This is a genomic window from Haliea atlantica (assembly GCF_054779855.1).
The window spans coordinates 110402-135511 of record NZ_BAAGXL010000006.1; the positions used below are offsets into that span (position 1 = coordinate 110402).

Annotated in this window: 19 protein-coding genes, 3 tRNA genes and 1 other RNA gene; 10 read left to right on the forward strand and 13 right to left on the reverse strand. The window is 65.3% G+C overall.

Annotation, left to right across the window (positions count from 1 at the left end; all coding sequences use genetic code 11):
* Positions 1-142 precede the first annotated feature (142 nt).
* Positions 143-1864 carry a potassium/proton antiporter gene (locus ACYVGS_RS07155; protein ID WP_460587984.1) on the forward strand — a complete coding sequence of 574 codons (1722 nt, stop codon included), beginning with the start codon at positions 143-145 and terminating at the stop codon, positions 1862-1864.
* Positions 1865-1925: 61 nt separating this feature from the next.
* Here the strand turns inward: ACYVGS_RS07155 and ACYVGS_RS07160 are convergent, their stop codons facing one another.
* Complete coding sequence (locus ACYVGS_RS07160; protein ID WP_460587985.1) at positions 1926-2693, reverse strand: crotonase/enoyl-CoA hydratase family protein; 768 nt, start codon at positions 2691-2693, stop codon at positions 1926-1928.
* Positions 2694-2792: 99 nt separating this feature from the next.
* Positions 2793-5408 carry a bifunctional aconitate hydratase 2/2-methylisocitrate dehydratase gene (acnB, locus tag ACYVGS_RS07165; protein ID WP_460587986.1) on the reverse strand — a complete coding sequence of 872 codons (2616 nt, stop codon included), beginning with the start codon at positions 5406-5408 and terminating at the stop codon, positions 2793-2795.
* Between the two features lie 195 nt (positions 5409-5603).
* Between acnB and ACYVGS_RS07170 the strand changes: the two genes are divergently transcribed.
* Positions 5604-6074, forward strand: coding sequence for a DUF1289 domain-containing protein (locus ACYVGS_RS07170; protein ID WP_460587987.1), 471 nt, complete (start codon positions 5604-5606; stop codon positions 6072-6074).
* Complete coding sequence (locus ACYVGS_RS07175; protein WP_460587988.1) at positions 6071-6718, forward strand: MiaE family protein; 648 nt, start codon at positions 6071-6073, stop codon at positions 6716-6718. Before ACYVGS_RS07170 ends, ACYVGS_RS07175 begins: the two co-directional genes overlap by 4 nt.
* A gap of 78 nt (positions 6719-6796) precedes the next feature.
* On the opposite strand, the gene ACYVGS_RS07180 is transcribed toward ACYVGS_RS07175, so the two are convergent.
* Complete coding sequence (locus ACYVGS_RS07180) at positions 6797-7513, reverse strand: UDP-2,3-diacylglucosamine diphosphatase (RefSeq protein ID WP_460587989.1); 717 nt, start codon at positions 7511-7513, stop codon at positions 6797-6799.
* A 15-nt stretch (positions 7514-7528) separates the two neighbouring features.
* On the reverse strand, positions 7529-8026 hold the full coding sequence (locus ACYVGS_RS07185; protein ID WP_460587990.1) for a peptidylprolyl isomerase: 498 nt from the start codon (positions 8024-8026) through the stop codon (positions 7529-7531).
* A 146-nt stretch (positions 8027-8172) separates the two neighbouring features.
* Between ACYVGS_RS07185 and ACYVGS_RS07190 the strand changes: the two genes are divergently transcribed.
* Both ACYVGS_RS07190 and cysS read left to right on the forward strand, forming a co-directional pair.
* Entirely contained in the window at positions 8173-9831 is a 1659-nt protein-coding gene (locus tag ACYVGS_RS07190; protein WP_460587991.1) for a glutamine--tRNA ligase, read from the forward strand.
* Between the two features lie 7 nt (positions 9832-9838).
* Positions 9839-11248, forward strand: coding sequence for a cysteine--tRNA ligase (gene cysS / locus ACYVGS_RS07195; protein WP_460587992.1), 1410 nt, complete (start codon positions 9839-9841; stop codon positions 11246-11248).
* A 78-nt stretch (positions 11249-11326) separates the two neighbouring features.
* Here cysS and folD read toward each other — a convergent pair whose 3' ends face one another.
* Positions 11327-12172 (reverse strand): bifunctional methylenetetrahydrofolate dehydrogenase/methenyltetrahydrofolate cyclohydrolase, encoded by an 846-nt coding sequence (gene folD / locus ACYVGS_RS07200; protein ID WP_460587993.1) that lies wholly within the window; start codon positions 12170-12172, stop codon positions 11327-11329.
* 247 nt (positions 12173-12419) lie between these two features.
* On the opposite strand from folD, the gene ACYVGS_RS07205 reads away from it, so the two are divergent.
* From ACYVGS_RS07205 to ACYVGS_RS07215, 3 genes are all read left to right on the forward strand, one after another.
* A tRNA-Pro gene (locus tag ACYVGS_RS07205) sits at positions 12420-12496 on the forward strand.
* A 60-nt stretch (positions 12497-12556) separates the two neighbouring features.
* A tRNA-His gene (locus tag ACYVGS_RS07210) sits at positions 12557-12632 on the forward strand.
* A gap of 15 nt (positions 12633-12647) precedes the next feature.
* Positions 12648-12724, forward strand: a tRNA-Arg gene (locus ACYVGS_RS07215).
* Positions 12725-12884: 160 nt separating this feature from the next.
* Here ACYVGS_RS07215 and ACYVGS_RS07220 read toward each other — a convergent pair.
* Positions 12885-13559 carry an SOS response-associated peptidase gene (locus ACYVGS_RS07220; protein ID WP_460587994.1) on the reverse strand — a complete coding sequence of 225 codons (675 nt, stop codon included), beginning with the start codon at positions 13557-13559 and terminating at the stop codon, positions 12885-12887.
* Between the two features lie 253 nt (positions 13560-13812).
* Here ACYVGS_RS07220 and ACYVGS_RS07225 point away from each other — a divergent pair, with 253 nt between their 5' ends.
* Entirely contained in the window at positions 13813-15396 is a 1584-nt protein-coding gene (locus ACYVGS_RS07225) for a sulfatase-like hydrolase/transferase (RefSeq protein WP_460587995.1), read from the forward strand.
* A 60-nt stretch (positions 15397-15456) separates the two neighbouring features.
* Here ACYVGS_RS07225 and ACYVGS_RS07230 read toward each other — a convergent pair whose 3' ends face one another.
* The 5 genes from ACYVGS_RS07230 to ACYVGS_RS07250 form a co-directional block, all read right to left on the reverse strand.
* Positions 15457-16440: a LysR family transcriptional regulator gene (locus ACYVGS_RS07230; RefSeq protein WP_460587996.1), complete on the reverse strand. Its 984-nt coding sequence runs from the start codon at positions 16438-16440 to the stop codon at positions 15457-15459.
* 42 nt (positions 16441-16482) lie between these two features.
* Positions 16483-19620: an efflux RND transporter permease subunit gene (locus ACYVGS_RS07235; RefSeq protein WP_460587997.1), complete on the reverse strand. Its 3138-nt coding sequence runs from the start codon at positions 19618-19620 to the stop codon at positions 16483-16485.
* A 12-nt stretch (positions 19621-19632) separates the two neighbouring features.
* A complete protein-coding gene (locus ACYVGS_RS07240) occupies positions 19633-20556 on the reverse strand; it encodes an efflux RND transporter periplasmic adaptor subunit (RefSeq protein ID WP_460587998.1) in 924 nt (307 codons plus the stop codon).
* Positions 20557-20578: 22 nt separating this feature from the next.
* On the reverse strand, positions 20579-21892 hold the full coding sequence (locus ACYVGS_RS07245; RefSeq protein WP_460587999.1) for a TolC family protein: 1314 nt from the start codon (positions 21890-21892) through the stop codon (positions 20579-20581).
* 63 nt (positions 21893-21955) lie between these two features.
* Complete coding sequence (locus ACYVGS_RS07250; protein WP_460588000.1) at positions 21956-22300, reverse strand: hypothetical protein; 345 nt, start codon at positions 22298-22300, stop codon at positions 21956-21958.
* Positions 22301-22498: 198 nt separating this feature from the next.
* On the opposite strand from ACYVGS_RS07250, the gene ffs reads away from it, so the two are divergent.
* Positions 22499-22595: signal recognition particle sRNA small type (gene ffs / locus ACYVGS_RS07255), an RNA gene on the forward strand.
* A 67-nt stretch (positions 22596-22662) separates the two neighbouring features.
* Here ffs and ACYVGS_RS07260 read toward each other — a convergent pair.
* Both ACYVGS_RS07260 and ACYVGS_RS07265 read right to left on the reverse strand, forming a co-directional pair.
* Positions 22663-23556, reverse strand: coding sequence for a ribose-phosphate diphosphokinase (locus ACYVGS_RS07260; RefSeq protein ID WP_460588001.1), 894 nt, complete (start codon positions 23554-23556; stop codon positions 22663-22665).
* A 2-nt stretch (positions 23557-23558) separates the two neighbouring features.
* Positions 23559-25082 carry a thymidine phosphorylase family protein gene (locus ACYVGS_RS07265; protein WP_460588002.1) on the reverse strand — a complete coding sequence of 508 codons (1524 nt, stop codon included), beginning with the start codon at positions 25080-25082 and terminating at the stop codon, positions 23559-23561.
* Positions 25083-25110: the final 28 nt, after the last annotated feature.

Consider the following 25110-nt stretch of genomic DNA (forward strand, 5'->3'; position numbering starts at 1 on the left):
CCCCCGGTCTGTGTCTCTCTGACCCCCTCGCTGGCGCCGGGTTCCTTTGTCGCAAACGGTGAAAATCCGGCGCGCCGGAACGGAGTGCCGCGACCTCGTGGTATAAAGGGCGCAAATTGCAAAGTAGAGCAGCGGTCTGTCCATGGGAACGGTAGAGCTTACCAGCACAATGATTTTCGGCGGCGCGGCCCTGGCCCTGCTGTGCGTGGTGGCGAGTGTATTTTCCAACCGGGTGGGAGCGCCACTGCTGCTGGTTTTTCTCCTGCTCGGCATGCTGGCGGGCGAGGAGGGGCTGGGGGGTATCCGCTTTGACGACATCCAGCAGGCCTATCTCTTCGGCAGCCTGGCCCTGGCACTGATTATCTTCGACGGTGGCCTCGGGGCCCGCCGCGACACCTTCCGGGTGGCCCTGGGGCCGGCGCTCTCCCTGGCGACGCTGGGGGTGCTGGTCACCGCGGGGGTGACCGGGCTGGCAGCCTGGTGGATTCTGGAACTGTCACTCCTGGAAGCCATGCTGATTGGCGCCATTGTCGGCTCCACCGATGCCGCGGCGGTCTTCGGCCTGCTGCGCGCGGCGGGGCTGCAGCTCAAGGAGCGCACCGGGGCCACCCTGGAAATCGAATCCGGCAGCAACGACCCGATGGCGATCTTCCTGACCATCGCTCTGGTGGAGCTGCTGGCCAGTGGCGCCGATGCACCGGGCTGGTCGGTGGTGGGCGAATTCCTGCGCCAGATGGGGCTGGGGCTGGCAGTTGGCTTTGCCGGCGGCTACCTGCTCACGCTGTTGCTGCGACGGCTGCCCCTGTCCGGCTCCCTCTACCCGCTGCTGGCGCTCGCCGGTGGGCTCAGTGTTTTTGGGCTGACCAACCTCTGGGGTGGCAGCGGCTTCCTGGCGATCTACCTGGTGGGCTACCTGGTGGGCAATGCCTCGCTGCCGAACGCCCGCGATATCCGGCGATTTCACGATGGCATTGCCTGGCTGGCACAGATCGGCATGTTCCTGATGCTGGGGCTGCTGGTCACCCCCAGCCACCTGGTTCCCCTGGCGCTGCCCGCGCTGGCAATTGCCTTGGTGCTGATCCTGGTGGCGCGGCCCCTGGCGGTCTGGCTCTCCCTGCTGCCGTTTCACTTTCCCTGGCGCGAGCAGCTGTTCATCAGCTGGTGCGGCCTGCGCGGTGCCGTACCGATCATCCTGGCCCTGTTTCCCTCCCTCGCCGGGCTGGAGCTGACCCGCACCTACTTCGAGCTGGCCTTCTTCATGGTGCTGATTTCCCTGGTGGTGCAGGGCTGGACCATCGCCCCCATGGCCCGCTGGCTGGGGGTCGAGGTGCCTTCCAGTCAGGTGGACCCGGAACACCTCGCCCTGCGCCTGCCGGATGAGCAGGACAAGGAGCTGATGCTCTATACCGCGGTCGAGGGCAGCAAGGCCGTGGGCATGCCGGCGCGGCGCCTGCCGCTGGCCGGGGGCGAGCAGCTGGTGGGCCTGGTGCGCCAGGGGGTGCTGGTATCCGATTGGCGCGAGGAAAAGCTGGTGCCGGGTGACCAGATCCTGGTGCTGGCGGCCGCCGAGACCCCGCCCGCGCTGGCCCGGGTCTTTGCTCCCGCAACCGGGGATGGGCAGCGCCAGGTGTCCAGCTTCTACGGCGACTTCGTGATCAAGCCCGATGCGCGCCTGATTGACCTGGGTACCATGTACGGTTTTGATGTTCCCGGCGAACTGCGGGAGCAGACCGTGGGCACCTTTATCAACCGCCAGTTCCACCACAAGCCCGTGGTCGGGGACCGCGTTAGCCTAGGCAAGGTGGAGTTCGTGGTGCGCAAGCTGGAGGCTGACCGGATCGCCAGTGTCGGCCTGAAGTTCTAGGCCGACTGGCCGGGCAGGCCCGCCTGCTGCGGGGCAACTGCCCGGTCCCGGCTGGGTGGCCTCAGCGGCCTTTCCAGACCGGCTTGCGCTTCTCGGCGAAGGCTTTGGCGCCCTCGATGGCGTCCTCGCTGGTGAAGATGGGCTGCATCAGGGCCTGCTGTTTCTGCCACATCTCGTCCTGCTTCCAGTCGGGGGAGCTGACCAGGATTTCCTTGGTCACGCGGACTGCCAGGGGGCCGTTGGCGGAAATGCGCGCCGCCAGTTCCCGTGCGGCCTCCAGCGCCTTGCCGGCTTCCACCACACGGTTGATCAGGCCCATGTCGTAGGCGCGCGAGGCATCGATGAAATCGCCGGTCAGGGCCAGTTCCATGGCCAGCCGGGGGGGGATCTGGCGCGGCAGGCGCAGCAGGCCGCCGGCGCCCGCGGCCAGGCCGCGCTTGACTTCCGGAATGCCGAACTTCGCATTGTCCGCCGAGACGATCAGGTCGCAGGCCAGGGCGAGCTCCAGGCCACCGGCCAGGGCGAAACCCTCCACGGCCGCGATCAGGGGCTTGCGCGGGGGGCGCTCGGCCACACCGGCAAAACCGCGGCCCTCGACCATGGGCAGCTCACCACTGACGAAGGCTTTGAGATCCATGCCCGCGCAGAAGGTCCCGCCGGCGCCGGTGAGGATGGCCACCTGGATGGCGTCGTTACTGTCCAGCTCGTCCATGGCGGCGGCAATGCCTTCGGCCAGGGCGCGGTTGGCGGCATTCTTTGCCTCGGGGCGGTTGAGGGTAATGGTCATCACGCCATCGGCGACATCGACGAGTACGGGCTGGTCCGACATGCTTGTTCTCCTTGTTGTGTAGCTCATCATCATAAAAAAAAGGGCGGCTCCGTGGAACCGCCCTCTGTTGGCTGCCGTCCGGCAATCAGCCTGTCACGTTTACGCCGTGACTTCGCTGATCTCCAGGGCCGCGATGCGCTTGCCGTCCTCGGCGCTCTTCTGGAACTCCACGATCTGGTCGAAGTTCATGTAGCGGTAGATCTCCGCCGACATGGAGTCGAGCTTGTTGGCGTACTCCAGGTATTCCGCCGGTGTCGGCAGTTTACCGAGGATCGCGCCGACTGCCGCCAGTTCCGCCGAGGTCAGATAGACATTGGCGCCGTCCCCGAGGCGGTTGGGGAAGTTGCGGGTGGAGGTGGAGAGCACCGTGCTGTTGGGCGCCACCCGGGCCTGGTTGCCCATGCACAGGGAGCAGCCGGGCATCTCGGTGCGCGCGCCGGCGCGGCCGAAGATGTTGTAGTAGCCCTCTTCCATCAGCAGGTGCTCGTCCATGCGCGTGGGCGGCGACACCCACAGCCGGGTGGCCAGGCCGCCCTTGAACTGCTCCAGCAATTTGCCGGCGGCGCGGAAGTGGCCGATGTTGGTCATGCAGCTGCCGATGAAGACTTCGTCCACCTTGTCGCCGGCGACTTCGGAGAGCAGGCGCGCGTCGTCGGGGTCGTTGGGGGCACAGACCACCGGCTCGGCCAGCTGGTCGAGGTCGATCTCGATCACCGCCGCGTACTCGGCGTCGGCATCGGCCTTCATCAGGCTGGGGTTTTCCAGCCACTCTTCCATTTTGCGGGCGCGACGCTCGAGGGTGCGGGCGTCGCCGTAGCCCTCGGCAATCATGGCGCGCAGAAGGACCACATTGGAGCGCAGGTACTCGGCGATGGTGTCCTCATCCAGGGCAATGGTGCAGCCCGCGGCGGAGCGCTCGGCGGAGGCGTCGGACAGCTCGAAGGCCTGCTCTACGGTCAGGCCGGACAGACCTTCGATTTCTAGGATGCGGCCGGAGAAGATGTTCTTCTTGCCCTTCTTCTCCACCGTCAGCAGCCCCTGCTGGATGGCGTAGTAGGGGATGGCGTGCACCAGGTCGCGCAGGGTGATGCCCGGGCGGCGTTCGCCCTTGAAGCGCACCAGGACCGATTCCGGCATGTCCAGGGGCATCACGCCGGTGGCGGCGGCGAAGGCCACCAGGCCAGAGCCCGCCGGGAAGGAGATGCCCATGGGGAAGCGGGTGTGGCTGTCGCCGCCGGTGCCCACGGTGTCGGGCAGCAGCATGCGGTTGAGCCAGCTGTGAATGATGCCGTCACCCGGGCGCAGGGAGACACCGCCCCGGGTCATGATGAAGTCGGGCAGGGTGTGCTGGGTGTCTATGTCCACCGGCTTGGGGTAGGCGGCGGTGTGACAGAAGGACTGCATCACCAGGTCGGCGGAGAAGCCGAGGCAGGCCAGGTCCTTCAGCTCGTCCCGGGTCATCGGGCCGGTGGTGTCCTGGGAGCCGACCGTGGTCATGCGCGGCTCGCAGTAGGTGCCGGGGCGAATGCCCTCCATGCCGCAGGCCTTGCCGACCATCTTCTGCGCCAAGGTAAAGCCCTTGCCGCTGTCGGTGGGCTGCTCCGGGGTGCGGAACAGGTCGCTGACCGGCAGGCCCAGGGCCTCGCGGGCACGGGCGGTCAGGCCGCGGCCGATGATCAGGTTGATGCGGCCGCCGGCGCGGACTTCGTCCAGCAGCACCTGGGACTTGAGGGCGAACTCGGACAGGGTCTCCCCGGACTCGCTGAGGATCTTGCCGTCGTAGGGGCGAATTTCAATCACGTCGCCCATGTTCAGCTGGTCGACATCCGCCTCGAAGACCAGGGCGCCGGCATCCTCCATGGTGTTGTAGAAGATCGGGGCCACCTTGCCGCCGATGCAGATGCCACCGCTTTTCTTGTTCGGCGTGCCGGGCATGTCCTCGCCGAAGAACCAGAGCACCGAGTTGGTGGCGGACTTGCGCGAGGAGCCGGTGCCGACCACGTCGCCGACGAAAGCGACCGGCAGGCCCTTGGCCTGGATCTCGGCAATCTGCTGCATCGGGCCGGTGACGCCGTGCTCTTCGGGGGTCAGACCGTCGCGGGTCATCTTGTACATGGCCAGGGCGTGCAGGGGGATGTCCGGGCGCGACCAGGCGTCGGGGGCGGGGGAGAGGTCGTCGGTGTTGGTTTCGCCGGTGACCTTGAATACCGCCACCTTGATCGATTCGGCCACTTGCGGGCGGCGGGTAAACCACTCGCCCTCGGCCCAGGACTCCAGCACCGCTTTGGCGTTGGCGTTGCCGGCCTTGGCCAGCTCGTCGACGTCATGGAAGGCATCGAAGACCAGCAGGGTGTGCTTGAGCTCCTCGGCGGCCAATTCACCCAGTTTGTCATCCTTGAGCAGGCCGACCAGGGTCTCGATGTTGTAGCCGCCGTGCATATTGCCGAGCAGGCGAACCGCGGCCTCGGCGTCGATCAGGGGGCTCTCGGCTTCGCCCTTGGCGATCGCGGACAGGAAGCCGGCCTTGACATAGGCCGCTTCATCCACGCCGGGGGGGACGCGTTCGCTGATCAGTTCCAGCAGGAAAGCTTCTTCCCCCGCCGGGGGAGCCTTCAACAGTTCCACCAGGTCCGCGACCTGTTCCGCGGAGAGGGGCTTGGGCGGAATATTGAGGGCGGCCCGTTCGGCCACGTGTTCACGATAGGCTTCTAACACAATCGAGCTCCTGTGCAGGGGAATCCATGGGGTGCGTCGGTGGCGCGAAGCCCGCACCGGCGCGGGAAAATCGGGGCGGGAGTATAGCCCAGCGCCGGGGCAAGATAAATGAACCGCGACCGGATACCGTGCATTCATCGGGTGGATCTTTTACACTGCGCCGCCGAGAGTTGCCGCGCGCCCGGTCTGTTTCGCATGTCGCTGTCGATCGTCAAAACCCCCTGCATTGGCGTCTGTTCCACCGGAATTGGCGACGCCGTATGCCGTGGCTGCAAACGTTTCGCCCACGAGGTGATTCACTGGAACAGTTACTCCCCGGAGCAGAAGCGGGCCATCGACGGGCGCCTCGCGGGTTTTTTGTCCCAGTGCGTCAGCAACAAGCTGCGGGTGGTGGACAAAGCCCTCTTGCAGTGGCAGCTGCAGGTCCAGCAACTGCGCTACAACCCCACGCACGACGAGTATTGCTGGGTGTTCAGCCTGCTCAAGGCCGGGGCCGGGCAGATCCGGCGACCGGCAGATTTTGGCTTTGAACTGGAGGCGGAGTACCGAGGCATGCCACTGACCGACTTGCGCGAGCAGATTGACCGGGAGTTTTATACTCTCTCCGAGGCCCACTACGACCGCTACATGCGCACGCCGGACCTGTTTGCGGAGGAGGGCGCATGAGTGCCGCTGTCGATTTGCAGCCGGTGCGCGACTTTCTCGGCTGTGCGACACCACCGGCCTGGGTCGACTGGGCCCTGCAGAACCCCGATATCCTGCTGGTGGACCACGCCAACTGCGAGAAAAAGGCCGCTGCCACGGCCCTGAACCTGATGTATCGCTACGTCGATCAGCCGCGGCTGCTGCACAAGCTGTCGCGCCTGGCGCGGGAGGAGTTGCGTCACTTCGAGCAGGTGCTCAGCCTGATGCAGCGGCGCGGCGTGGACTACCCGCAGCTGTCGGCGGCCCGCTACGCCGGGGAGCTGCGCGCCGAGGTGCGCAGTCGCGAGCCCGATAGGCTGCTGGATACCCTGCTGGTGGGGGCCCTGATCGAGGCGCGTTCCTGCGAGCGCTTCGCCGCCCTGGTGCCGGTGGTGGATGAGGAGCTGGGCGGCTTTTACCACTCGCTGCTGAAGTCCGAGGCCAGGCACTTCCAGGACTACCTGGGCTTGGCGTCGGGGCTGGCGCCCGAGCCGGAGCTGGCGGCGCGGCTACAGACCCTGCGCGAGCGGGAGGCGGCGCTGGTGCAGCGCGAGGATCGCGAGTTTCGTTTTCACAGTGGCGTGCCGACGCGTCCTCAGGCGGGGCGCGCCGCCGCTGCGATCTGATGACAGTGCGCCGTCACGGCAGGGGGCCGGGCGCTTGACCCGACACTCGAGAATTTACCCGAAGACATGGCTTTAACCCTATGAGTTTATAGGGAAATCAATCAATCTAAGTTGCCCCGGTCGCGCCTCGATACACCAGCCGCGTTCCTCCCAGTCCCCCAGTACCCAGCGGGTGCCGGCGGCGTGCTCGTGGCGGGCGGGGCGGTGGGTATGGCCGTGAATCAGCTGGCGGACCTCGCGATCCAGCATGGCCCGTTCCACCTCTTCGGGCGTCACGTCCATGATGTCCTCGGCCTTGTTGCTGTTGGCCTCGCGACTCAGGGCGCGCAGCTCCCGGGCCAGCTGCCGCCGGTCTTCCAGCGGGCGCGCCAGAAGTTCGCGCTGCCAGGCGGCGGAGCGGGTGGTCTGGCGGAATTTCTGGTATTCCACGTCCCCGGTGCAGAGGCTGTCCCCGTGCATCAACAGCGTGGGCTCGCCGTACAGGTTGACCACGCTGGGGTCCTGCAGCAGGCGGGCGCCCACCCGGCGGCAGAATTCGCGGCCGAGCAGGAAATCGCGGTTGCCCTGCATCAGGTAGAGGCTGGGTCCCGCCGCGGTAAAGCGCCGAAACATGTCCGCGACCTCCTGTACCAGGGGGGCATCATCGTCGTCGCCAATCCAGGCGTCAAAGAGGTCCCCCAGGATGTACAGGGCGTCGCAGTCCCGCCGTTCCAGCAGGAAATGCCCCAGCGCCCGGGTGATGGCCGGGCGCGTGACCTCGAGATGCAGGTCGGAGATGAACCAGGTAACCGGCACGCGGGGAGCGGGGCCTCAGCCCTCGACGATCTCGACGGACTCGATGATCACCGGGTCCACCGGCACATCCTGGTGACCGTTGCGGCTGGTGGTGGGCAGGGCGCGGATCTTGTTCAGCACGTCTTCCCCGGCGGTGACTTTGCCGAATACCGTATAGCCCCAGCCCTGCATGGTCTTGCCGCTGTGGTTGAGGAAATCGTTGTCCTTCACGTTGATGAAGAACTGGGCCGTCGCGGAGTGGGGGTCCATGGTCCGGGCCATGGCGATGGTGCCGAAGTCATTTTTCAGGCCGTTGTCGGCCTCGTTCTCGACCGGCTCGCTGGTGGGCTTCTGGCGCATGTCGGTGTCGAAGCCGCCGCCCTGGATCATGAAATTGTCGATCACGCGGTGGAAGATGGTGCCGTCGTAAAAACCCTCGCGCACATAGTTGAGGAAGTTGGCGACGGTCTTCGGGGCCTTCTCGGCGTCCAGGCTCAGAGTGATGTCGCCGAAGGTGGTGCGCATGATGACCATGGGTGTGTCCTGTCTGCAGTGCTGGATAATGGGCGGGCAATGATACGGACTTTTGCCGCCGGGTGAAACTTGCTGCACGCGATCCCCAAACCGGGCCCCGCTGCCGGTATAATGCGCGGTTTTACACAGTGGAATCAGCGCCTGATATGGAAACCCGAGCCGGCAACAATTTCCTGCATGCCATTATCAAAGAGGACCTGGAGATGGGCAGGGTCAGCGAGGTGGTCACCCGCTTCCCCCCGGAGCCCAATGGCTACCTGCACGTGGGGCACGCCAAATCCATCTGCCTCAACTTTGGCCTGGCGGAGTCCTTCGGCGGGCGCTGCAATTTGCGCTTCGACGATACCAACCCGGAGAAGGAAAGCCAGGAGTTCATCGATTCCATCCAGGAGGATGTGCGCTGGCTGGGCTATGAGTGGGCGGAGGAGGTGCGCTTTGCCTCCCGCTACTTCCCGCAGTTCTACGAGTGGGCGGAGTACCTTGTGATGCAGGGCAAGGCCTACGTCTGCGACCTCAATGCGGAGCAGGCCCGGGAGCACCGCGGCACCCTGACCGAGCCGGGGCGCAACAGCCCCTACCGCGAGCGCAGCCCCGAAGAGAACCTCGACCTGCTGCGGCGGATGAAGGCCGGGGAGTTCCCCGACGGCAGCCGCGTGCTGCGGGCCAAGATCGACATGGCTTCGCCGAACATGAACCTGCGCGATCCGATCCTCTACCGCATTCGCACCGCGGTGCATCACCAGACCGGCAGCGAGTGGGTGATCTACCCCACCTACGATTTCGCCCACGGCCAGGAGGATGCCATCGAGGGGGTGACCCACTCCATCTGCACCCTCGAGTTCGAGGATCACCGCCCACTTTACGACTGGTTTATCGAGCACCTGCCGGTGCCCAGCCGGCCGCGCCAGTACGAATTCGGCCGCCTCAACCTCAACTACACCGTCACCAGCAAGCGCAAGCTCAAGCAGCTGGTGGACGAGGGCGTGGTGAGCGGCTGGGACGACCCGCGCATGCCCACCATCGCCGGGATGCGACGTCGCGGTTTTACCCCGGGGTCGGTGCGCAAGTTCTGCGAGATGATCGGTGTGACCCGCAGCGATGGGGTGGTGGATGTGGCCATGCTGGAGCACGCCATCCGCGACGACCTGAACACCAACGCCCCCCGGGCCATGTGCGTGCTCAAGCCCCTGCGCCTGGTGCTGACTAACCTGCCCGAGGGGCACCGCGAGGATCTGGCGGCAGCTGCTCACCCCAGTCGACCGGAACTCGGTGAGCGCAGCCTGCCCTTTACCCGCGAGCTGCTGATCGACATCGAGGACTTCCGCGAGGAGGCCAACAAGAAGTACAAGCGTCTGGTGTTGGGCAAACGCGTGCGCCTGCGCAGCGCCTATGTGGTGGAAGCCGAGTCGGTGGAGAAAGACGAGGCGGGCAACATCCTGGCGGTGCACGCCCGGGTGATTCCCGACACCCTGGGCGAGGACCCCGCCGACGGCGTCAAGCCCAAGGGGGTGATCCATTGGGTCTCCGCCACGGAAGGGCGGCAGGCGACGGTGCGTCTCTACGATCGCCTGTTCAGCGACCCGGCCCCCGACCGCGGCGATCGCGACTTCATGGACTGCCTCAATCCCGACTCCTTGCGGGTGGTTGAGGGTGCATGGATCGAGCCCGGTCTCGCCGCAGCGGAGCCGGAGCAGGGCTTCCAGTTCGAGCGCGAGGGCTATTTCGTTGCCGACCGCTACGACCATTCACCCGAGGCACCGGTGTTCAACCTGACCATCGGCCTGCGCGATACCTGGGAGGGATAACAGTAACGTGAGTGCATCCGACAACCCGAACAAGCACCCCCTGAGTGTTTACAACACCCTCGGTGGGGAGAAACAGCGCTTCGTGCCCCGCGACCCCCAGCGCGTGACCATGTATGTCTGCGGGCCTACGGTCTACAACCTGGCGCACATTGGCAACGCGCGCCCGGTGGTGGTGTTCGACGTGCTCTTCCGTTTGCTGCGACACCTCTACCCGGAGGTGGTCTATGCGCGCAATATCACCGATGTCGACGACAAGATCATTGCCGCGGCACAGGCCGGCGAGCGCAGCATCGACGCGGTGACCGACGAGTTCACCGCCAAGTACCGCGAGGACATGGCGGCCCTGAATACCCTGCGCCCCTCTCTCGAGCCCCACGCGACACACAATATCGGGGCCATGATCGAGCTCACCGAGACCCTGGTCGAGAAAGGCCACGCCTACGAATCCGCCGGCCACGTGCTGTTTGCCGTCCAGTCCATGCCCGACTACGGCAAGCTGTCCGGGCGCTCCCTCGAGGACATGCTGGCGGGGGCCCGGGTGGAGGTCGCGGACTACAAGCGCTACCCCGGGGATTTCGTGCTGTGGAAACCGGCGGCAGACAACGAGCCCGGCTGGGACAGCCCCTGGGGCCGTGGCCGCCCCGGCTGGCACCTGGAGTGTTCGGCGATGATTCGGGCGCACCTCGGCGACAGCATCGACATCCACGGCGGCGGGCGCGACCTGATCTTCCCCCACCACGAGAACGAGATTGCCCAGAGCCGCTGCAGTCACGACGGCGACTTCGTCCGCTACTGGATGCACAACGCCTACCTGGACATGGACGGGGAGAAGATGTCCAAGTCCCTGGGCAACGTGAAGACGGTGCGGGAGTTGCTGCAGCACTACCGCGGCGAGGTCCTGCGCTTTGCCCTGCTCTCCGCCCACTACCGCTCGCCCTTGAACTTCTCCGGCGAGCTGCTGGGGCAGGCGGAGTCCGCTCTCGGCAGTCTTTACAACACCCTGCGGGACGTGCGCCATATCGACGTCGACCCCGAGGCGGTGGAACTGGCCGGCGAGGCCGCCTTCCAGGCGCTCTGTGATGACCTCAACACCCCCGGGGCAATCAGTGAGCTGCACGCCCTGGCGCGACAGCTGCACAAGTCGCAGACACCCGTGGAGCAGGCCTGGCTCAAGGCACGCCTGCTGGCGCTGGGCGGATTGCTGGGGCTGCTGCAGCAGGACCCCGAGGCCTGGATGCAGGGCGGGGTCGACGACGACGGCCTCGACGCTGCAGCCATTGAAGAGAAAATTGCCGCCCGGGCCCGGGCCAAGAAGGACAAGGACTTTGCCCTTGCGGATGCCATTCGCGCCGAGCTGCTGGCGGAGGGTGTGGTGCTGGAAGATTCCCGGGAAGGCACCCAGTGGCGACGGGCCTGAGGCCGCTCTCCACCGGATGAGCCCCGGTTGCGCCGGCCGCCGTGGAGCGGCCGGGCAGGGTGAAAGGGTGTCGGCGTCCTAGCCGAGGGATTTCTCCCCGGACTCCACACTCTGCATGATCAGGGTGTTGATGGTCATCGGGCCGACACCGCCGGGTACCGGCGTATAGGCACTGGCCTTGTTCACCAGGGGTGCCAGCTCGATGTCACCCACGCCACCCGGGTGGTAACCGGCATCCACCACCACGGCACCGGGTTTCACCCACTCGGCCTTGATGAACTCGGGCCTGCCCACGGCACCCACCAGAATGTCCGCCTGGGCCACCAGGCCCGGCAGGTCGCGGGTGCGCGAGTGGCAGATGGTGACCGTGGCATTTTTCTGCAGCAGCATCATGGCCATGGGCTTGCCGAGAATCGGGCTGCGGCCCACGACCACGGCGTGCTTGCCCTCGATCTCAATCTGGTAGTGCTCCAGCAGCCGCATGATCCCCTGGGGCGTGGCGCAGCCGTAGGCGGGCTCGCCCATGGCCATGCGGCCGAAACCGAGGCAGGTGACGCCATCGACATCCTTCTCCAGGGCGATGGCGTCAAAGCAGGCGCGCTCGTCGATCTGCTCGGGAACCGGGTGCTGGAGCAGAATACCGTGCACATCTGGGTTGTTGTTCAGCTCGTCGATCTTTGCCAGCAGCTGTTCGGTGGTGGTCGAGGACGGCAGTTCTACCGCCAGGGACTCCATGCCAACGCGTTTGCAGGCGTTGCCCTTCATGCGCACATAGGTGGCCGAGGCCGGGTCGTCGCCGACCAGGATGGTGGCGAGAATCGGTGTCTTGCCGTCGGAGCGGGCTTTTAGGGCGTCCACGCGCTCGCGCAATTCCGCCTCGGTCTGCTGGGCAACCGCCTTGCCGTCGAGTACCAGTGCTGACATCTGCATGCTTCCTGTCGAAATGTGATGGGGTCCGGGGAGGGCAGCTATTGTCCCACGCTGCCCGCGCCCTTGGAAGCGTATCCCCGTCGCCGCGCGCCTGGCCGCGGCCCGGGCCGCCGATATGCGGGGCTCCGGACTCCGCGAGCGGGCGCACTCGCGGCATTTTGCCGTTGACGACCCCGGGTACCCTGAGTATGATGCGCCCTCCTGAACGCGGGGGTCGAGCGCACCACGGTGTCACTCATCTCGGGGTATAGCGCAGTCTGGTAGCGCGCCTGCTTTGGGAGCAGGATGTCGGGGGTTCAAATCCCTCTACCCCGACCAATTTGCACGCCACACACGGCAAATTGGCACGCCTGTCGTATTCAGACCACGTTTGTTGTGGTGGCCGTAGCTCACCTGGTAGAGCACCGGATTGTGGCTCCGGAGGTAGCGGGTTCGAGCCCCGTCGGCCACCCCATTCCCCTCCCTCATCGGGGGTATAGCTCAGCTGGATAGAGCAACGGCCTTCTAAGCCGTGGGTCGAGGGTTCGAGTCCTTCTACCCCCGCCACTAAACCCCTGAAAAATAACCACTTTCTGGCGAAGTCTGCCGAAGTCTATAAGTCCAGTCCGCCCCGTAAGTCCACAGTGAGTCCATTGTAAGTGCATAGAGCCAGGGCTCACTACTAGCACCACCCGGCTCTGGCCCTGAGTGCAAATTGGATGATTCTTCACCGCTCCGCCGAAATGACAGTCGGCTCTGACAAGGGGCGGAACAAGTCCGGGTCGCGGTGCGAGGTATTGCCAACGCTGCGATCGACCGGGTAGAGCATCAAGCTCTCCTTGAGCACCGGCGCCAGCATCAGGTCGCCCGGGTTGATCGTCTGGCGGTTGTCGAGCCAGCGCAGGCACTCCTCACGGCTCAGCATGACCGGCATGCGATGGTGCCAGGGCCTGAACTCCGGTGCGGCTTCGGTAGTGACTAGCGTGCAGGACAGCAGCGGTGCGTCACCCCCTTCCCAGACGTCCCACAGGGCCGCCACAGCCAGAATCTGCGCCTCGTTGGTGATCACCCAGGGTTGCTTCCTCTGGCCCTCCTGGCGCCATTCGATGAAGCTGGACATCGGTACCACCCCGCGCTGGCGCCTGAATGGCTCGCGAAACGCCGGACTTTTCGCCAAAGACTCAGCCCGGGCGTTGAATAGGCTGTACTTGGTGCTCACCTCTCTGGCCCAGGAGGGCACCAGCCACCACCGGGCGGGATCGCCGCGCCCCTCGCGCAGCAGAAGGATGTTCTCGGTTGGAGCGACGTTGTAGCGCGGCTCGGGCAGTATCAGGTCAATGCCGAGGTCATCCAGCAAACTCTGGAGGCCGGGCATGTCGGTGATGTTGAAGCGGCCGCACATGGTATTTACCCCCGAACCAGGAGTTTTCCTGTCAGTGTATCGCTGCACTCCCTGGGAGCAAGCTGCCTCGCAGCTATGCCTGGCGGGTTATACAAAGCATAGCCAAAGGCCATTAGCGTACGTCTTCACTGGCTGATTCAATACCCGGTCAACGCTACCGCTGGCACGCCCCCGCGAGCAAACGGTTGGTGCGAGAAGAATACCGAGTCGACAACCAGGGATCGATCCAATGACTGTCATTCAACGAATTTCCATGCGCTTCAGAACTGGGCGGGCATCGCTCAGGCTTTTTGCGACACTCCTGCTGGGTTTTGGCTGCACGGCCACCTCGGCGATAGCAGAGCCCGAACGCCCCAATATCGTGATTTTCCTCGCCGACGATCTCGGCTGGGCCGATGTCGGCTACCGCGGCAGTCCCATCGAAACCGCCAGCATTGATCGCCTGGCGGAGGAGGGCGTTCGCCTGGAGCGCTTTTACGCCACGCCCATCTGTTCCCCCACGCGGGCGGCACTGATGACGGCCCGCGACCCGATACGGCTGGGTATTGCCTACGACCAGATCCACCCCTGGTATAACGCCGGTCTTGATAAAGACGAATACACCTTGGCTGAGGCCTTCCAGGATGCCGGCTACCAGACGGCCCTGGTAGGCAAGTGGCACCTGGGGCACACGCAGGAACACCAGCTGCCCAATGCCCAGGGTTTTGACGAGTTCTGGGGCCACGTGCACACCAATACCGACTTCTACGACCACAAGCGCGAGGGCGGGCATGACCTCCAGCACAACGGCGAGAGCGTGCATGAACCCGGGGAGTACCTGACCCACCTCGAGGCCCGCGAGGCGCTGCGCTTTATCCGCGAGCGCGATGAAGACAAGCCGTTCCTGCTGTATGTGCCCTTTACCGCCCCGCACAGCCCCATGCAGGCACCACAGGAAACCATCGACAAATACGCCGGGCTGCCGGAGAAGGACTACCGGCGCACCTATGCTGCCATGGTTGACGAGATGGATCGGGCCATGGGGCAGGTGCTTGCCGAGCTGGAAAGCGAGGGACTGGCGGAGAATACGGTGGTGTTGTTCTTCAGCGACAACGGCGGTTTTCACGGCTACGGTGGCAACAACGAGCCGCTGCGAGGGCAGAAGGGGCAGACCTTCGAGGGCGGCATCCGCGTGCCTGCGGTGATCCGCTGGCCGGGCCGCCTGCAGGCCAATCAGGCGTTCAACGACATGATGTCAGTACTCGACGTGATGCCGACCCTGGCGGCCGCCGCGGGTGTGGAGCTGCCTGCCGGTACGGAGATCGACGGGGAAAACCGCTGGCCGGCACTGCTCGGGCAGCCGGTACCGCGTAAAACGCCTTTGTTCTTCGTGTCGGAGATTCCGGTTCCCGGGATGATCTTTACCGCCGTGATCGACTGGCCCTGGAAGCTGGTGCAGATCGTCCGCGAAGGCCAGACTGCCACGGAAACGCGCGAAATGCTGTTCCAGATTGATCGCGACCCGAATGAGCAGAACAACCTGGCCGCGAGCGAGCCCGAAAAGGTGGTACATCTGGCTGAGCTGCTGCGCCAGCGCCGTGCGGAGCATCCGCTGGCCGGTACCCGCGGCACGCTGGTCCCGCATCCGGGCTGGATCCCCGCCAAAGACTGGGCGGAGGCCGTGTCGCCCAGCGAGCAGCTGCAGGACCGGTGGCGCAACGAGTTGCCCTTCGATGAGTCCCTGATTCGCGCGATTGGCGACCGTGGCCGTCTGGTCGACGAAGAGACCCGTGCGCGTTTGCGGAAGCAGGAGCGGGAACGCGAGAAGGCCTGGCAGCAGGGCGGGGGCGAGCGTTAATAGCCACTTTCCCGAGTGCGCTACCCGAGGCTCCTCCGGGCTCTGGCAGCGCCGGCGCCGTTAGCCCTTGGCGTTTCCTGTGCGGTCGCTGGCGGGAACAGCGACCCTGTCGATCTCGATGATTTTTCTGCGTACCCACTGGTGCAAGGGTGAGCTCGTGGTGCGCAGATGCTGAATCAGGTAGGGGCGAAGCCCCGCCTGATTTTCGAAAATTACCTTCGGCAGGTCGCGTCCGATGATCTTGTCGCGAGTCAGGGCCAGCTTGCTTAGCTGTGAGGAAGCGATCAGGAGTGCGTCGCTTTGCAGCATCAGCTCAATTGCCATTAGCAGGGAGCTGGTCCTGAGGGGGGGCACGCTCGCGATGTTCAGCAGCTTGGCGGCAGCGTCAAATTGCGCGCGGATCTCTTCGCCGTAGCCGGTCATGAACAGTACCAGTCGCGGGTAGCTGAAAAGCTCTCCGGCGCCTATTTCCTCAACCGCCGCCAGCGGGTGCCCCCGCCGCATCCAGCAGATCAGCTCGCGCGGATTCAGCGGTGAGCAGACAAAATCCGGGTCACGGGTCGATACCGAGGAGATCGAGAAATCGACTGCACCGATACGCAGGAGTTCCAGCTGGTCCACGGTCGCGACACGGGTGTTGACGTGGTTCTGCAGCTCCAGCTGCACCTGGGGTGCGGTTTGTTGCAGGTCCGCGCACAGCGCGAGCAGGGTTTCACTCGACATCGTGTCCGAGTAAAGAATCCCGACACGCCCTTGTGCCGAGGCCGGGTCGAAGGTGGCCGGCGCCAGCAGGTCTTCCAGTTCGTTGAGCGCACGCACGAGTGGCAGGCGCAATGCCTGTGCCCTGGGGGTCAGCACCAGGCCCGAGCCCGAGCGTGTCAGCAGCGGGTCATCGAGCAGGTCGCGGAGTCGGCCCAGGGTCTTGCTCATGGCCGGTTGGGTGACGCAGAGGCGATCGGCGGCCCGGCTTACACTTTGCTCGTCGAGCAGCGCCTGCAGCGCCAGCAGGAGTCTGATATCAATGTGGGACAGGCGGTTTTTCATGCCTGCTGCAGACTCACTCAATGCCAGTTGGGGCCGCACAGTTTACGCTAGCCTTGCCTGTTCGCCAAAGACACCGCTCCCGTTTCTCGATTGATACACCAGGGAATACAGCACGGGCAGGACAAACAGCGTCAACAGCGTCGAAGAGATGATACCCCCGATAACGACGGTCGCCAGGGGGCGCTGCACTTCGGCGCCGGTACCGGTATTGAGTGCCATGGGCACGAAGCCAAGGCTGGCTACCAGCGCCGTCATCAGTACGGGTCGCAGACGGATCAGGGCTCCCTCGATAATAGCCGTCATCAGCTCGCCCTGCTGGTGCCAGAGATCCCGGATAAAGGCGATCATCACCAGGCCGTTAAGCACTGCCACGCCGGACAGCGCGATAAAGCCCACCCCTGCAGAGATCGACAGAGGCATACCGCGGAGCCACAGGGACAGCACGCCCCCAGTAAGGGCCAGGGGTACGCCGGTGAAGATGATCAGGGCGTCCTTGAATGATCCAAAGGCCAAAACCAGCAGCGCCAGAATGAGCGCCAGGGTGGCGGGTACCACGAGAGTCAGGCGCTGACTGGCTGACTGCATTTGCTGGAAGGTGCCGCCATAATCCAGCCAGTAGCCGTCGGGCAGTTTGATTTGCCGAGCGATACGCTCTCTTGCCTTGTCGACAAAGCTGCCGAGATCGCGGTCGCGCACGTTGGCGGTGACCACCACGCGGCGCTTGCCATTTTCCCGGCTGATCTGGTTTGGCGCGGGTGCCAGCTCCAGGTCGGCGACCTCCGACAGTGGGACGTAGTCGCCGTCCGGCAGGGGAACCGGCAGATCCGCTAGTCCGTCCACGTCCCGGCGGAGGCTTTCGGGCAGGCGCACCACCAGCTGAAAGCGGCGGTCACCTTCGTAGATCAGACCGGCTTCTTGTCCGCCGATGCCGGTGGCCACTAGGCTCTGCAGGTCATCCACGGACAAGCCGTAGCGGGACAGCGTCGTGCGCCTGGGGTAGACCGACAGCATGGGCAGCCCGGTAACCTGTTCCACCTGAATGTCCGCCGCTCCATCGATCCCTTCCAGTATCTCCCGAATGGATTGCGCCGAGGCCAGTAGCTGGTTCAGGTCATCGCCAAACACTTTGATGCCGAGATCGGCCCGCACCCCGGAGATCAACTCGTTGAAACGCATTTCGATGGGCTGGGTGAACTCGTAGTTGTTGCCGGGCAACTCGGCGACGGTGGCTTTCAGGGTCGCCAGCAGCTCCGCTTTGCTCCGCTCCGGGTCCGGCCACTGATCCCGGGGCTTGAGGATGACGAAATTGTCCGCCACGCTGGGCGGCATGGGGTCGGTGGCGATTTCCGGAGTGCCGATCTTGGCGAACACCTTGTCCACTTCCGGGATCGCCTGCAGGCGCTCGTCCAGCTGTGTTTGCATGGTAATGGCCTGCTCGAGACCGGTGCCGGGAATGCGCATGGCGTGCAGGGTGATGTCCCCCTCATCGAGCTGGGGGATGAACTCCGTGCCGAGGGTGGTCGCCAGCCAGCTGCACAGCACCACCAGTGACGAGGCGCTGCCCAACACCAGCCAGCGATGGCGCATGGCAAGCTGCAGTGCCGGCCGGTAAAGGGATTTGGCGCCGCCAATGAGGGGACTTTCCTTCTCGGCGACCCTGCCACCCATGAAGACCGCCACGGCGGCGGGTACCACTGTCAATGACAGTACCATTGCCGAAAGCAGGGCCATCACCACCGTGGCAGCCATGGGGTGGAACATTTTTCCCTCCACGCCGGTGAGGGAGAAGATCGGCAGGTAGACTACGGTAATGATGCTGACACCAAAGAGGCTGGGCCGGATCACCTCGTTGGTAGCCTCGTACACCAGCTGCAACCGTTCCTTGAGTGCGAGCCGCCCCTCGTGCTGGGCATGGGACAGCCGTCGCACGCAGTTCTCGACGATGATCACTGCGCCGTCGACAATGAGGCCAAAATCCAGCGCCCCCAGGCTCATCAGGTTGGCAGACACCCCTGTCCGCACCATGCCCGTGATGGTGGCGAGCATTGACAGCGGGATCACTGCCGCGGTGATTAGCGCGGCGCGCAGGTTCCCCAGCAGCAGGAACAACACCACGATGACCAGAAGCGCCCCCTCCAGGAGGTTCTTTTCCACGGTGGCGATGGCCCTGTCCACCAAGTGGGTGCGGTCGTAGACCGCCTCCACCTTTACGCCCTCGGGCAGGGAGGGCTCAATCGCCTCCAGCTTTTCCGCTATTGCCCGGGCGACCGTACGGGAATTTTCCCCCATCAGCATCATGGCCGTACCCAATACGGTTTCCCTGCCATCGCGGGTGGCGGCGCCGGTGCGCAGCTCCTTGCCAATGCCGACTTCCGCCACGTCGGTGACCCTCACCGGCACACTCTCGCGGGTGGCAATTACCACCTGCTCAATATCGGCAAGAGTGGCCAGCTGTCCCGGCGACCGGACCAGTAATTGCTGGCCGTTGCGCTCGATATAGCCTGCACCGCGGTTGGCATTGTTGGCAGCCAGGGCGTTGGTCAGCATCCCCAGGCTAACCCCGAACTGCAGCAACTTTTGCGGCGAGGGAGTGACATGGTATTGCTTGTCGTAGCCACCGACCGTGTTGATTTCAGTCACTCCTGGTACCTGGGCCAGCTGGGGCTTGATGATCCAGTCCTGGATTTCCCGCAGTGCCGTGGCGTCAAGGGGTTTGCCGCCGGGGCCAGTGGCGCCGGGCAATGCCTCCACCGTGTACATGAAGATCTCACCCAGGCCGGTGGCGATGGGGCCCATCTTTGGCTCCAGACCGGGGGGCAGTGCGCTTTTGATAGCACCCAGACGTTCGTCGATCAGGTTGCGGGCGAAGTAGATGTCGGTGCCCTCTTCGAACACCACGGTGACCTGGGACAGCCCATAGCGTGACAGTGACCGGGTGTAGGCCAGGTTTGGCAGACCATAGAGCGCGGTTTCCACCGGGAAGGTGATGCGCTGTTCCGACTCCAGGGGCGAGTAGCCCGGAGCTTCCGTGTTGATCTGCACCTGGACATTGGTGATATCCGGTACCGCGTCGATGGGCAGGCGTTGAAAGCTCCACACGCCCACACCGATCAGGAGCAGAACCAGGGACAGCATGAGATAGCGGCGCTCCACCGAGAAGCGCAGGATGGCAGTGATCATCGTGGCCTCCTGTCAGTGGTCGTGGGACGCGCCAGATTTTTCGATATCCGCCTTGATGAGGTAGCTGTTGTCCACCACATAGCGGTCGCCGGGCTCGAGCCCCGACAGCACCTCGGTCATCTCGCCATCGCTACGACCCAGTTCAAGGGGGCGGGTTTCATAGGTATCCCCCTTCTGGATAAACACCACAGTCCCGTCACGAAAGGACTGCAGCGCGCGGTTGTGCACGGCAAGGGGCACTTCGACGGTCTCCACGACGATCTTCCCGGCCACCAGCAGGCCCGGCATCAGCAGGCCGTCACTGTTTTCTACCTCGACCCGGGCGAGGGTCCAGGGTGTGTGCTCACCCGTTGGCAACAGATGCTGGATAGTGCCCTGGCGTTCGATCCCCTCGGCCGTCACGCTGACGGCCTGGCCGGTGGCGACTGCAGCGCGTTGGCCCGGAAAAATCCGCAAGTCAGCCCATAGGGTGTCCAGGTTGGTGATGACAAAGAGGGGGGCCTCGCCGGGTACTTCCCCGCTGTTGATGTGTCGCGCGGTCACCACACCGGCGATGGGGGCCCGTAGCGGGTAGGTCTGCAGGCTGTCATTGGATTCCACCTGGGCCAGGACATTACCGCGGCCGACCTGGTCACCAAGGTTGACGAGCACCCGCGTGACCAGACCGGGAAAGCGGGCGCGCACTTCCGCTCGTTGCCCGGGGGCCGGCGCCAGATTGCCAAAGGTAGTCAGGGTGCGTTCGAGGGTGCCAGGGCGGGCGGCTGCGGTGGTGATACCGGCTCGTTGCGCGATTTCGGGCGCGATGCTGGTGCGCCCATCGTGGGGTCCCATGGTCTTGGCAGAGGGCGCGCCGGGCGCTTGCTGAGCCGCCCGCAACGGGCTGATGGCAAGCCAGGTGGTCGCCAGCAGCCAGAGAAGTCGTGTCTTTGCATTCATGTCTGAGTCCTGAATTCCCGATTTAGCGTTCGCTGGCGCCCTGAACGGCAGCCAGTGGCTGCGCTGTGAGTTGTTCGATGAGTGCCTGGTTGAGCAGCGCCGTGGCGGCGGCATCGACCAGCGCCTGTCGGGCGGAGAGAAGTTCGTGTTGTGCGGTGACCCATTCCACATAGCTGTAACGGCCGCCTTGGTAGGCCTGGCGCGTGAGGTCGAGAGCCTGAGTGAGATCGGGTACCACCTCCTCGCGCATTGCTTTGACGGCGGCAACGGCTTGCTGCCGGGTTTGCCAAGCCTGGAAGAGCCGCGCCTTCAACCGGAGGAGAGCGTCTTCGCGTCGATACTGGACTTCGCTGGCGGCTGCCCGCGCCGCCTGCAGCTCCCCGCGGTTGCGGGGCCCGCTGAACAGCGGTACGGAAAGGCTGGCGGTAAGTGCCGTGTCATTGCTTGCCTCGAAGCGACGCAGGCCCAATTGCCAGCGAACATTCGCTTCGGACTGGCTGCGGGCCAATTGCAGCTCTGCCTCACGCAGGCGTTCTTCGCTGGCATAGGCCTGCATGGCCGGGCTGTCACTGAGTCGCTGAAAGAGCGCTTCAAAGCTATTCGCGGCGCCGAGCTGGAACAGGTCGCCGTGCAAGGACCGGAAAGTCGGCGTGGTCTCACCCCACAGGGTGGCCAGCGCCATTGTGCGGCTTGCCAGCTCCGCTTCCAGCCGGTCCTGCTCGATGCGGCTTTGCACCAGGGCGGCGCTGGCCCGCAGAGTGTCGGCCCGGGGTGCCGCCCCGCGTTCGGCGCGTGCGGTCACGATCTCCTGGGTGCGTTCAGCCACCGCCACGCTCTCTGCTGCCAGGGCGAGCTTTTCCTGCAAGACCAGGGCCGTGATAAAGCTTTGCGTGACCCGACCCAGCAGATCCAGGGTTTCGGCGCGGCGCTCGGCTTCCAGCAGCCCGTAGCGTGTGTCAATCGCACCGGCTCGGGCTTGTCGCTTGCCACCCAGTTCCAGCACCGATGACAGCGCCAGCGTGTACTCGGCGCCGTTGAGGCCCTGCAGATCACCGCTGCCGAGCGCGTTTTCCACTTCCAGTCCCAGCTCGAGAGCGGGGTTTTGCTCCGCCGTCAGTCGGCGGCCGTCGAGGCCCGACAGGCGCAGGTCGAAAACCTGGAGACGGGGGTTCTGTGCCAGCGTCAACGACAGTGCGTCGGACAGGGTGAGCACGGCTCCGCCGGCACGGGCTTCCGGAATGAGGTGCAGCGTGAGTGCCAGCAGGCAGATCACGGGAATGGCCCATCGGTGCGGCAAGCGGCGCCGCCCGATGTCCACGGGAGTAAAGACGAGCATGCAAAAGCTCCTGCTAACGTCGAAGGAATCAGGGTTTCCCGCTCGGCGCGGGTCGTCGCAGGGTCAGCTAATGGGAGGGCGGAAGGGGCTGGACAGTACCCCACAGCGGGGCGCTTCCCGGTACTCGGCGCAGGGCAACCCCGCCGATGACTGCCAGGCCCCGAGCAGGCTGCCGGTCAAGGCCTGATGGAAACAGTTGTGGCTGTGATGGCAGTGGTCCGCGGCGTGCTTGTGATCATCGGCCGGGGGTGGAGGCGCTGTCGGGGCGTCGCTCCGGGCCTCGTCGGAATAGGCATGCGCAGGGTGGTGATCGGTGTCGTGGGAGGCGACTGTTTCATTGATCACGGACGCGGTGGATTGCAGGGCAACCAACAGCGCAATCATGACAATGAAGCAATGCCTGAGCATGTGCTCTTCCTCCAGCAACCAAGTATCAGCGTAACATGTGCGCCGCGCGCCTTGAACCTGACTCTGTCGGTCCGGGGCAAGCCGTTTGCCCAGCGCGGACACTGGAATGGCCCCACGCCCGATCGGATACTTGCAGCCTACCGCGCTTTCCGCGACAATGCGCCCCCTCGCCGCAGGGCGAGTCTGTAATGGTGACCCGGGTGGTCCCCTCGCAACGCCAGGTAGCGAACCCCGCCAGGCCCGGAAGGGAGCAACGGTAGTTACTGATGCGTGTGCCGGGGTGTGGCTGCTCGGGTCATCTCCATTACGGTCCCTGTCGAGTGCATTCGGCCAGCCTGTATCCGCCGCGCTGCCCCGCGATCTCAGTCTGTCTCCGCCACCGTTTTCAGAGCCTCCGCCAGCAGCGGTGCCAGCTCCACGCGATTGCTTGCGTGGCGCACGCTGTCCGTGCTGAGCACCTCGCCCACGCCCGCCGCCTGCAAAATCTCCAGGGCATCGCCGGCAAACAGCGCGTGGGTGACCAGCACGTCCACCTTGCGGGCGCCCTTGGCCAGCACCTGTGTCGCCGCCGCGGCGAGCGTACGCCCGGTGCTGGCGATGTCGTCCACCAGCACCACATCGCGGCCGGCGACTTCCAGGTCGGGGAGGGTGACTCGCACCTCGCGGTCGCCCAGGCGCTCCTTGCTGGCCACGCCGTAGTCCAGTCCCGCGAGCCGGGCGATGCTTTTAACCCAGGGGGCAGATTCGCTGTCCGGACCCAGCAGCAGGGGCGCCGCGGGCCGGCCTTCCAACCACTGGCCCAGGAGGGGCCCGGCGCTCAGGCTGAGGGCGCGGTGCACGGGGACAGCATCCCTCAGGTGCGGTGTGCGGTGCAGGTGCGGGTCGACGGTGATGACGGCGTCGACCAGGCGCGCCAGCCACTGCCCGACGATCCGCTGGCTCACCGCTTCGCCGGGGTGAAAGGCCGAGTCCTGGCGCATGTAGCAGAGATAGGGCGCGACCAGGGTCAGGTGCCGGGCACCCAGCTCGCGTGCGGTCACGGCCGCCAGCTCCAGTTCCACTAGCTTGCCGTTGGGCTGGTCCAGGCTGCGACACAGGACGACCCGCTCGGGGAGGGTGGCGGGCAACTGCAGCCGGCTCTCGCCGTCGGGAAAACGGTGCACCTGCACCTCGGCGTAGTCCATGCCGGCGGCGGCCGCCAGGCGCTGCGCCGGCTCGCGGTAATCCGCAAATCCCAGGATCAGGCTTCCGCGCATGTTCAGGTCTCCCCGCCAATGGCAAAGCCGTTGTCGGCCGCGGCGGCTTCCCGCGCGAAGTCGAAGTCGGCGGGGAATTCGGCGCGGATGGCGTAGAGCGGCTCGCCGGCCTTGACCGTGTCCCCGAGACGGCAGTAGAGGTCGACCCCTGCGCCCTGGTCCATGGGCGCGCCGGCGAGCCGGGCAATGCGCGCGATCTGCTGGTTGTCGATGCTGCTCACCACCCCCGCCCGGGCGGCGGTCACCTCGTGGCACAGCTGGCCCAGGGCAGGGGGTGAATGATTGCGCCCCTGCAGTTCAATAATTGCCTGCATCTTGTCCAGGGCGCGACCCGACTCGAGGATGTCCCGGGCCAGCAGATAGCCCTGGCCGCCGCGCACGTCGGGGTCGAACTCGAGGATCCGGCTGGCCAGCTGCAGCGCCTTCTCGCGCAGGTCCCGGGGCTGGTCCGGGTGGTTTTCCAGTACCTGCATCACGTCCCGCGCCTCCAGCACCGGCCCGATACCGCGGCCGATCGGCTGGCGCCCGTCGGTGATGATCACCTCCAGGTGCAGGCCGATGCGGTCGCCGACGAACTCGAATAGCTTGCGCAGGCGGAAGGCTTCCTGCTGGGTGCGCACCTTGGCAGTGGGCCCCATGGGGATATCCACCAGCAGGTGGGTGGCGCCGGCGGCGACCTTCTTGGCCAGGATGGAAGCGACCAGCTGACCCGGGGAATCCAGGGAGAGGGGACGTTCGACCGAAATCAGGATGTCGTCTACCGGCGCCAGGCGCGATGTGCCCCCCCAGGCGAGGCAGCCCCGCTGGTTGCGCACGATGTCATTGAATAGCTCCGTGGGCAGCTCCACGTTGGCCAGCACCTCCATGGTGTCGGAGGTGCCGGAGGGGGAGGTAATGGCGCGGCTGGAGGTCTTGGGAATGAACATGCCGTGGGCGGCAACGATGGGGACCACCAGCATGCTGGTCCGGTTGCCGGGGATGCCGCCGATGCAGTGCTTGTCGGCAACCAGCGGTTCGTTCCAGGACAGCTGGTCGCCGGTTTCCACCATCGCCTGGGTCAAGTAGAGCACCTCGTCGCGGTCCATGCCCGCCTCGCTGCAGGCAACCAGGAAGGCGGCCATCTCGATCTTGGCGTAGCGCCGCTCGGCAATCTCGCGCACGATGGCGGCGTAGTCCGCGCGGTCCAGGGGCTCGCCGGCGATCTTGCGGTGGACCGCGCTGATCGAGCCCGGGGGGCGGGCGTGGGCGATCAGCGCCGGCGTGCCCTCGGGGTACTGCAGCTGCGCGAAGGCCTCAAGGCCCAGGCCCAGCTCCTCGGGTCCGCAGATGCGCGGGTCATCGACGATGTTGAGCACCGCGAGGATGCTGCGGCCATTGTCGTCGACGTGGATCTCGACCTTGGACAGCGCCTGGAAGCCGGCGCTGCGATAGAGGTGGCAGTCCCGGTGCAGGTAGGCGACGTTTTCCTTGTAGGTGTCGATGCCGACCCGGCGCAGTTTGAGGCAGTGTTTGTTGTCGTCTGACATGGGGAACTCGTGCGTCTGGGGCAGCGGG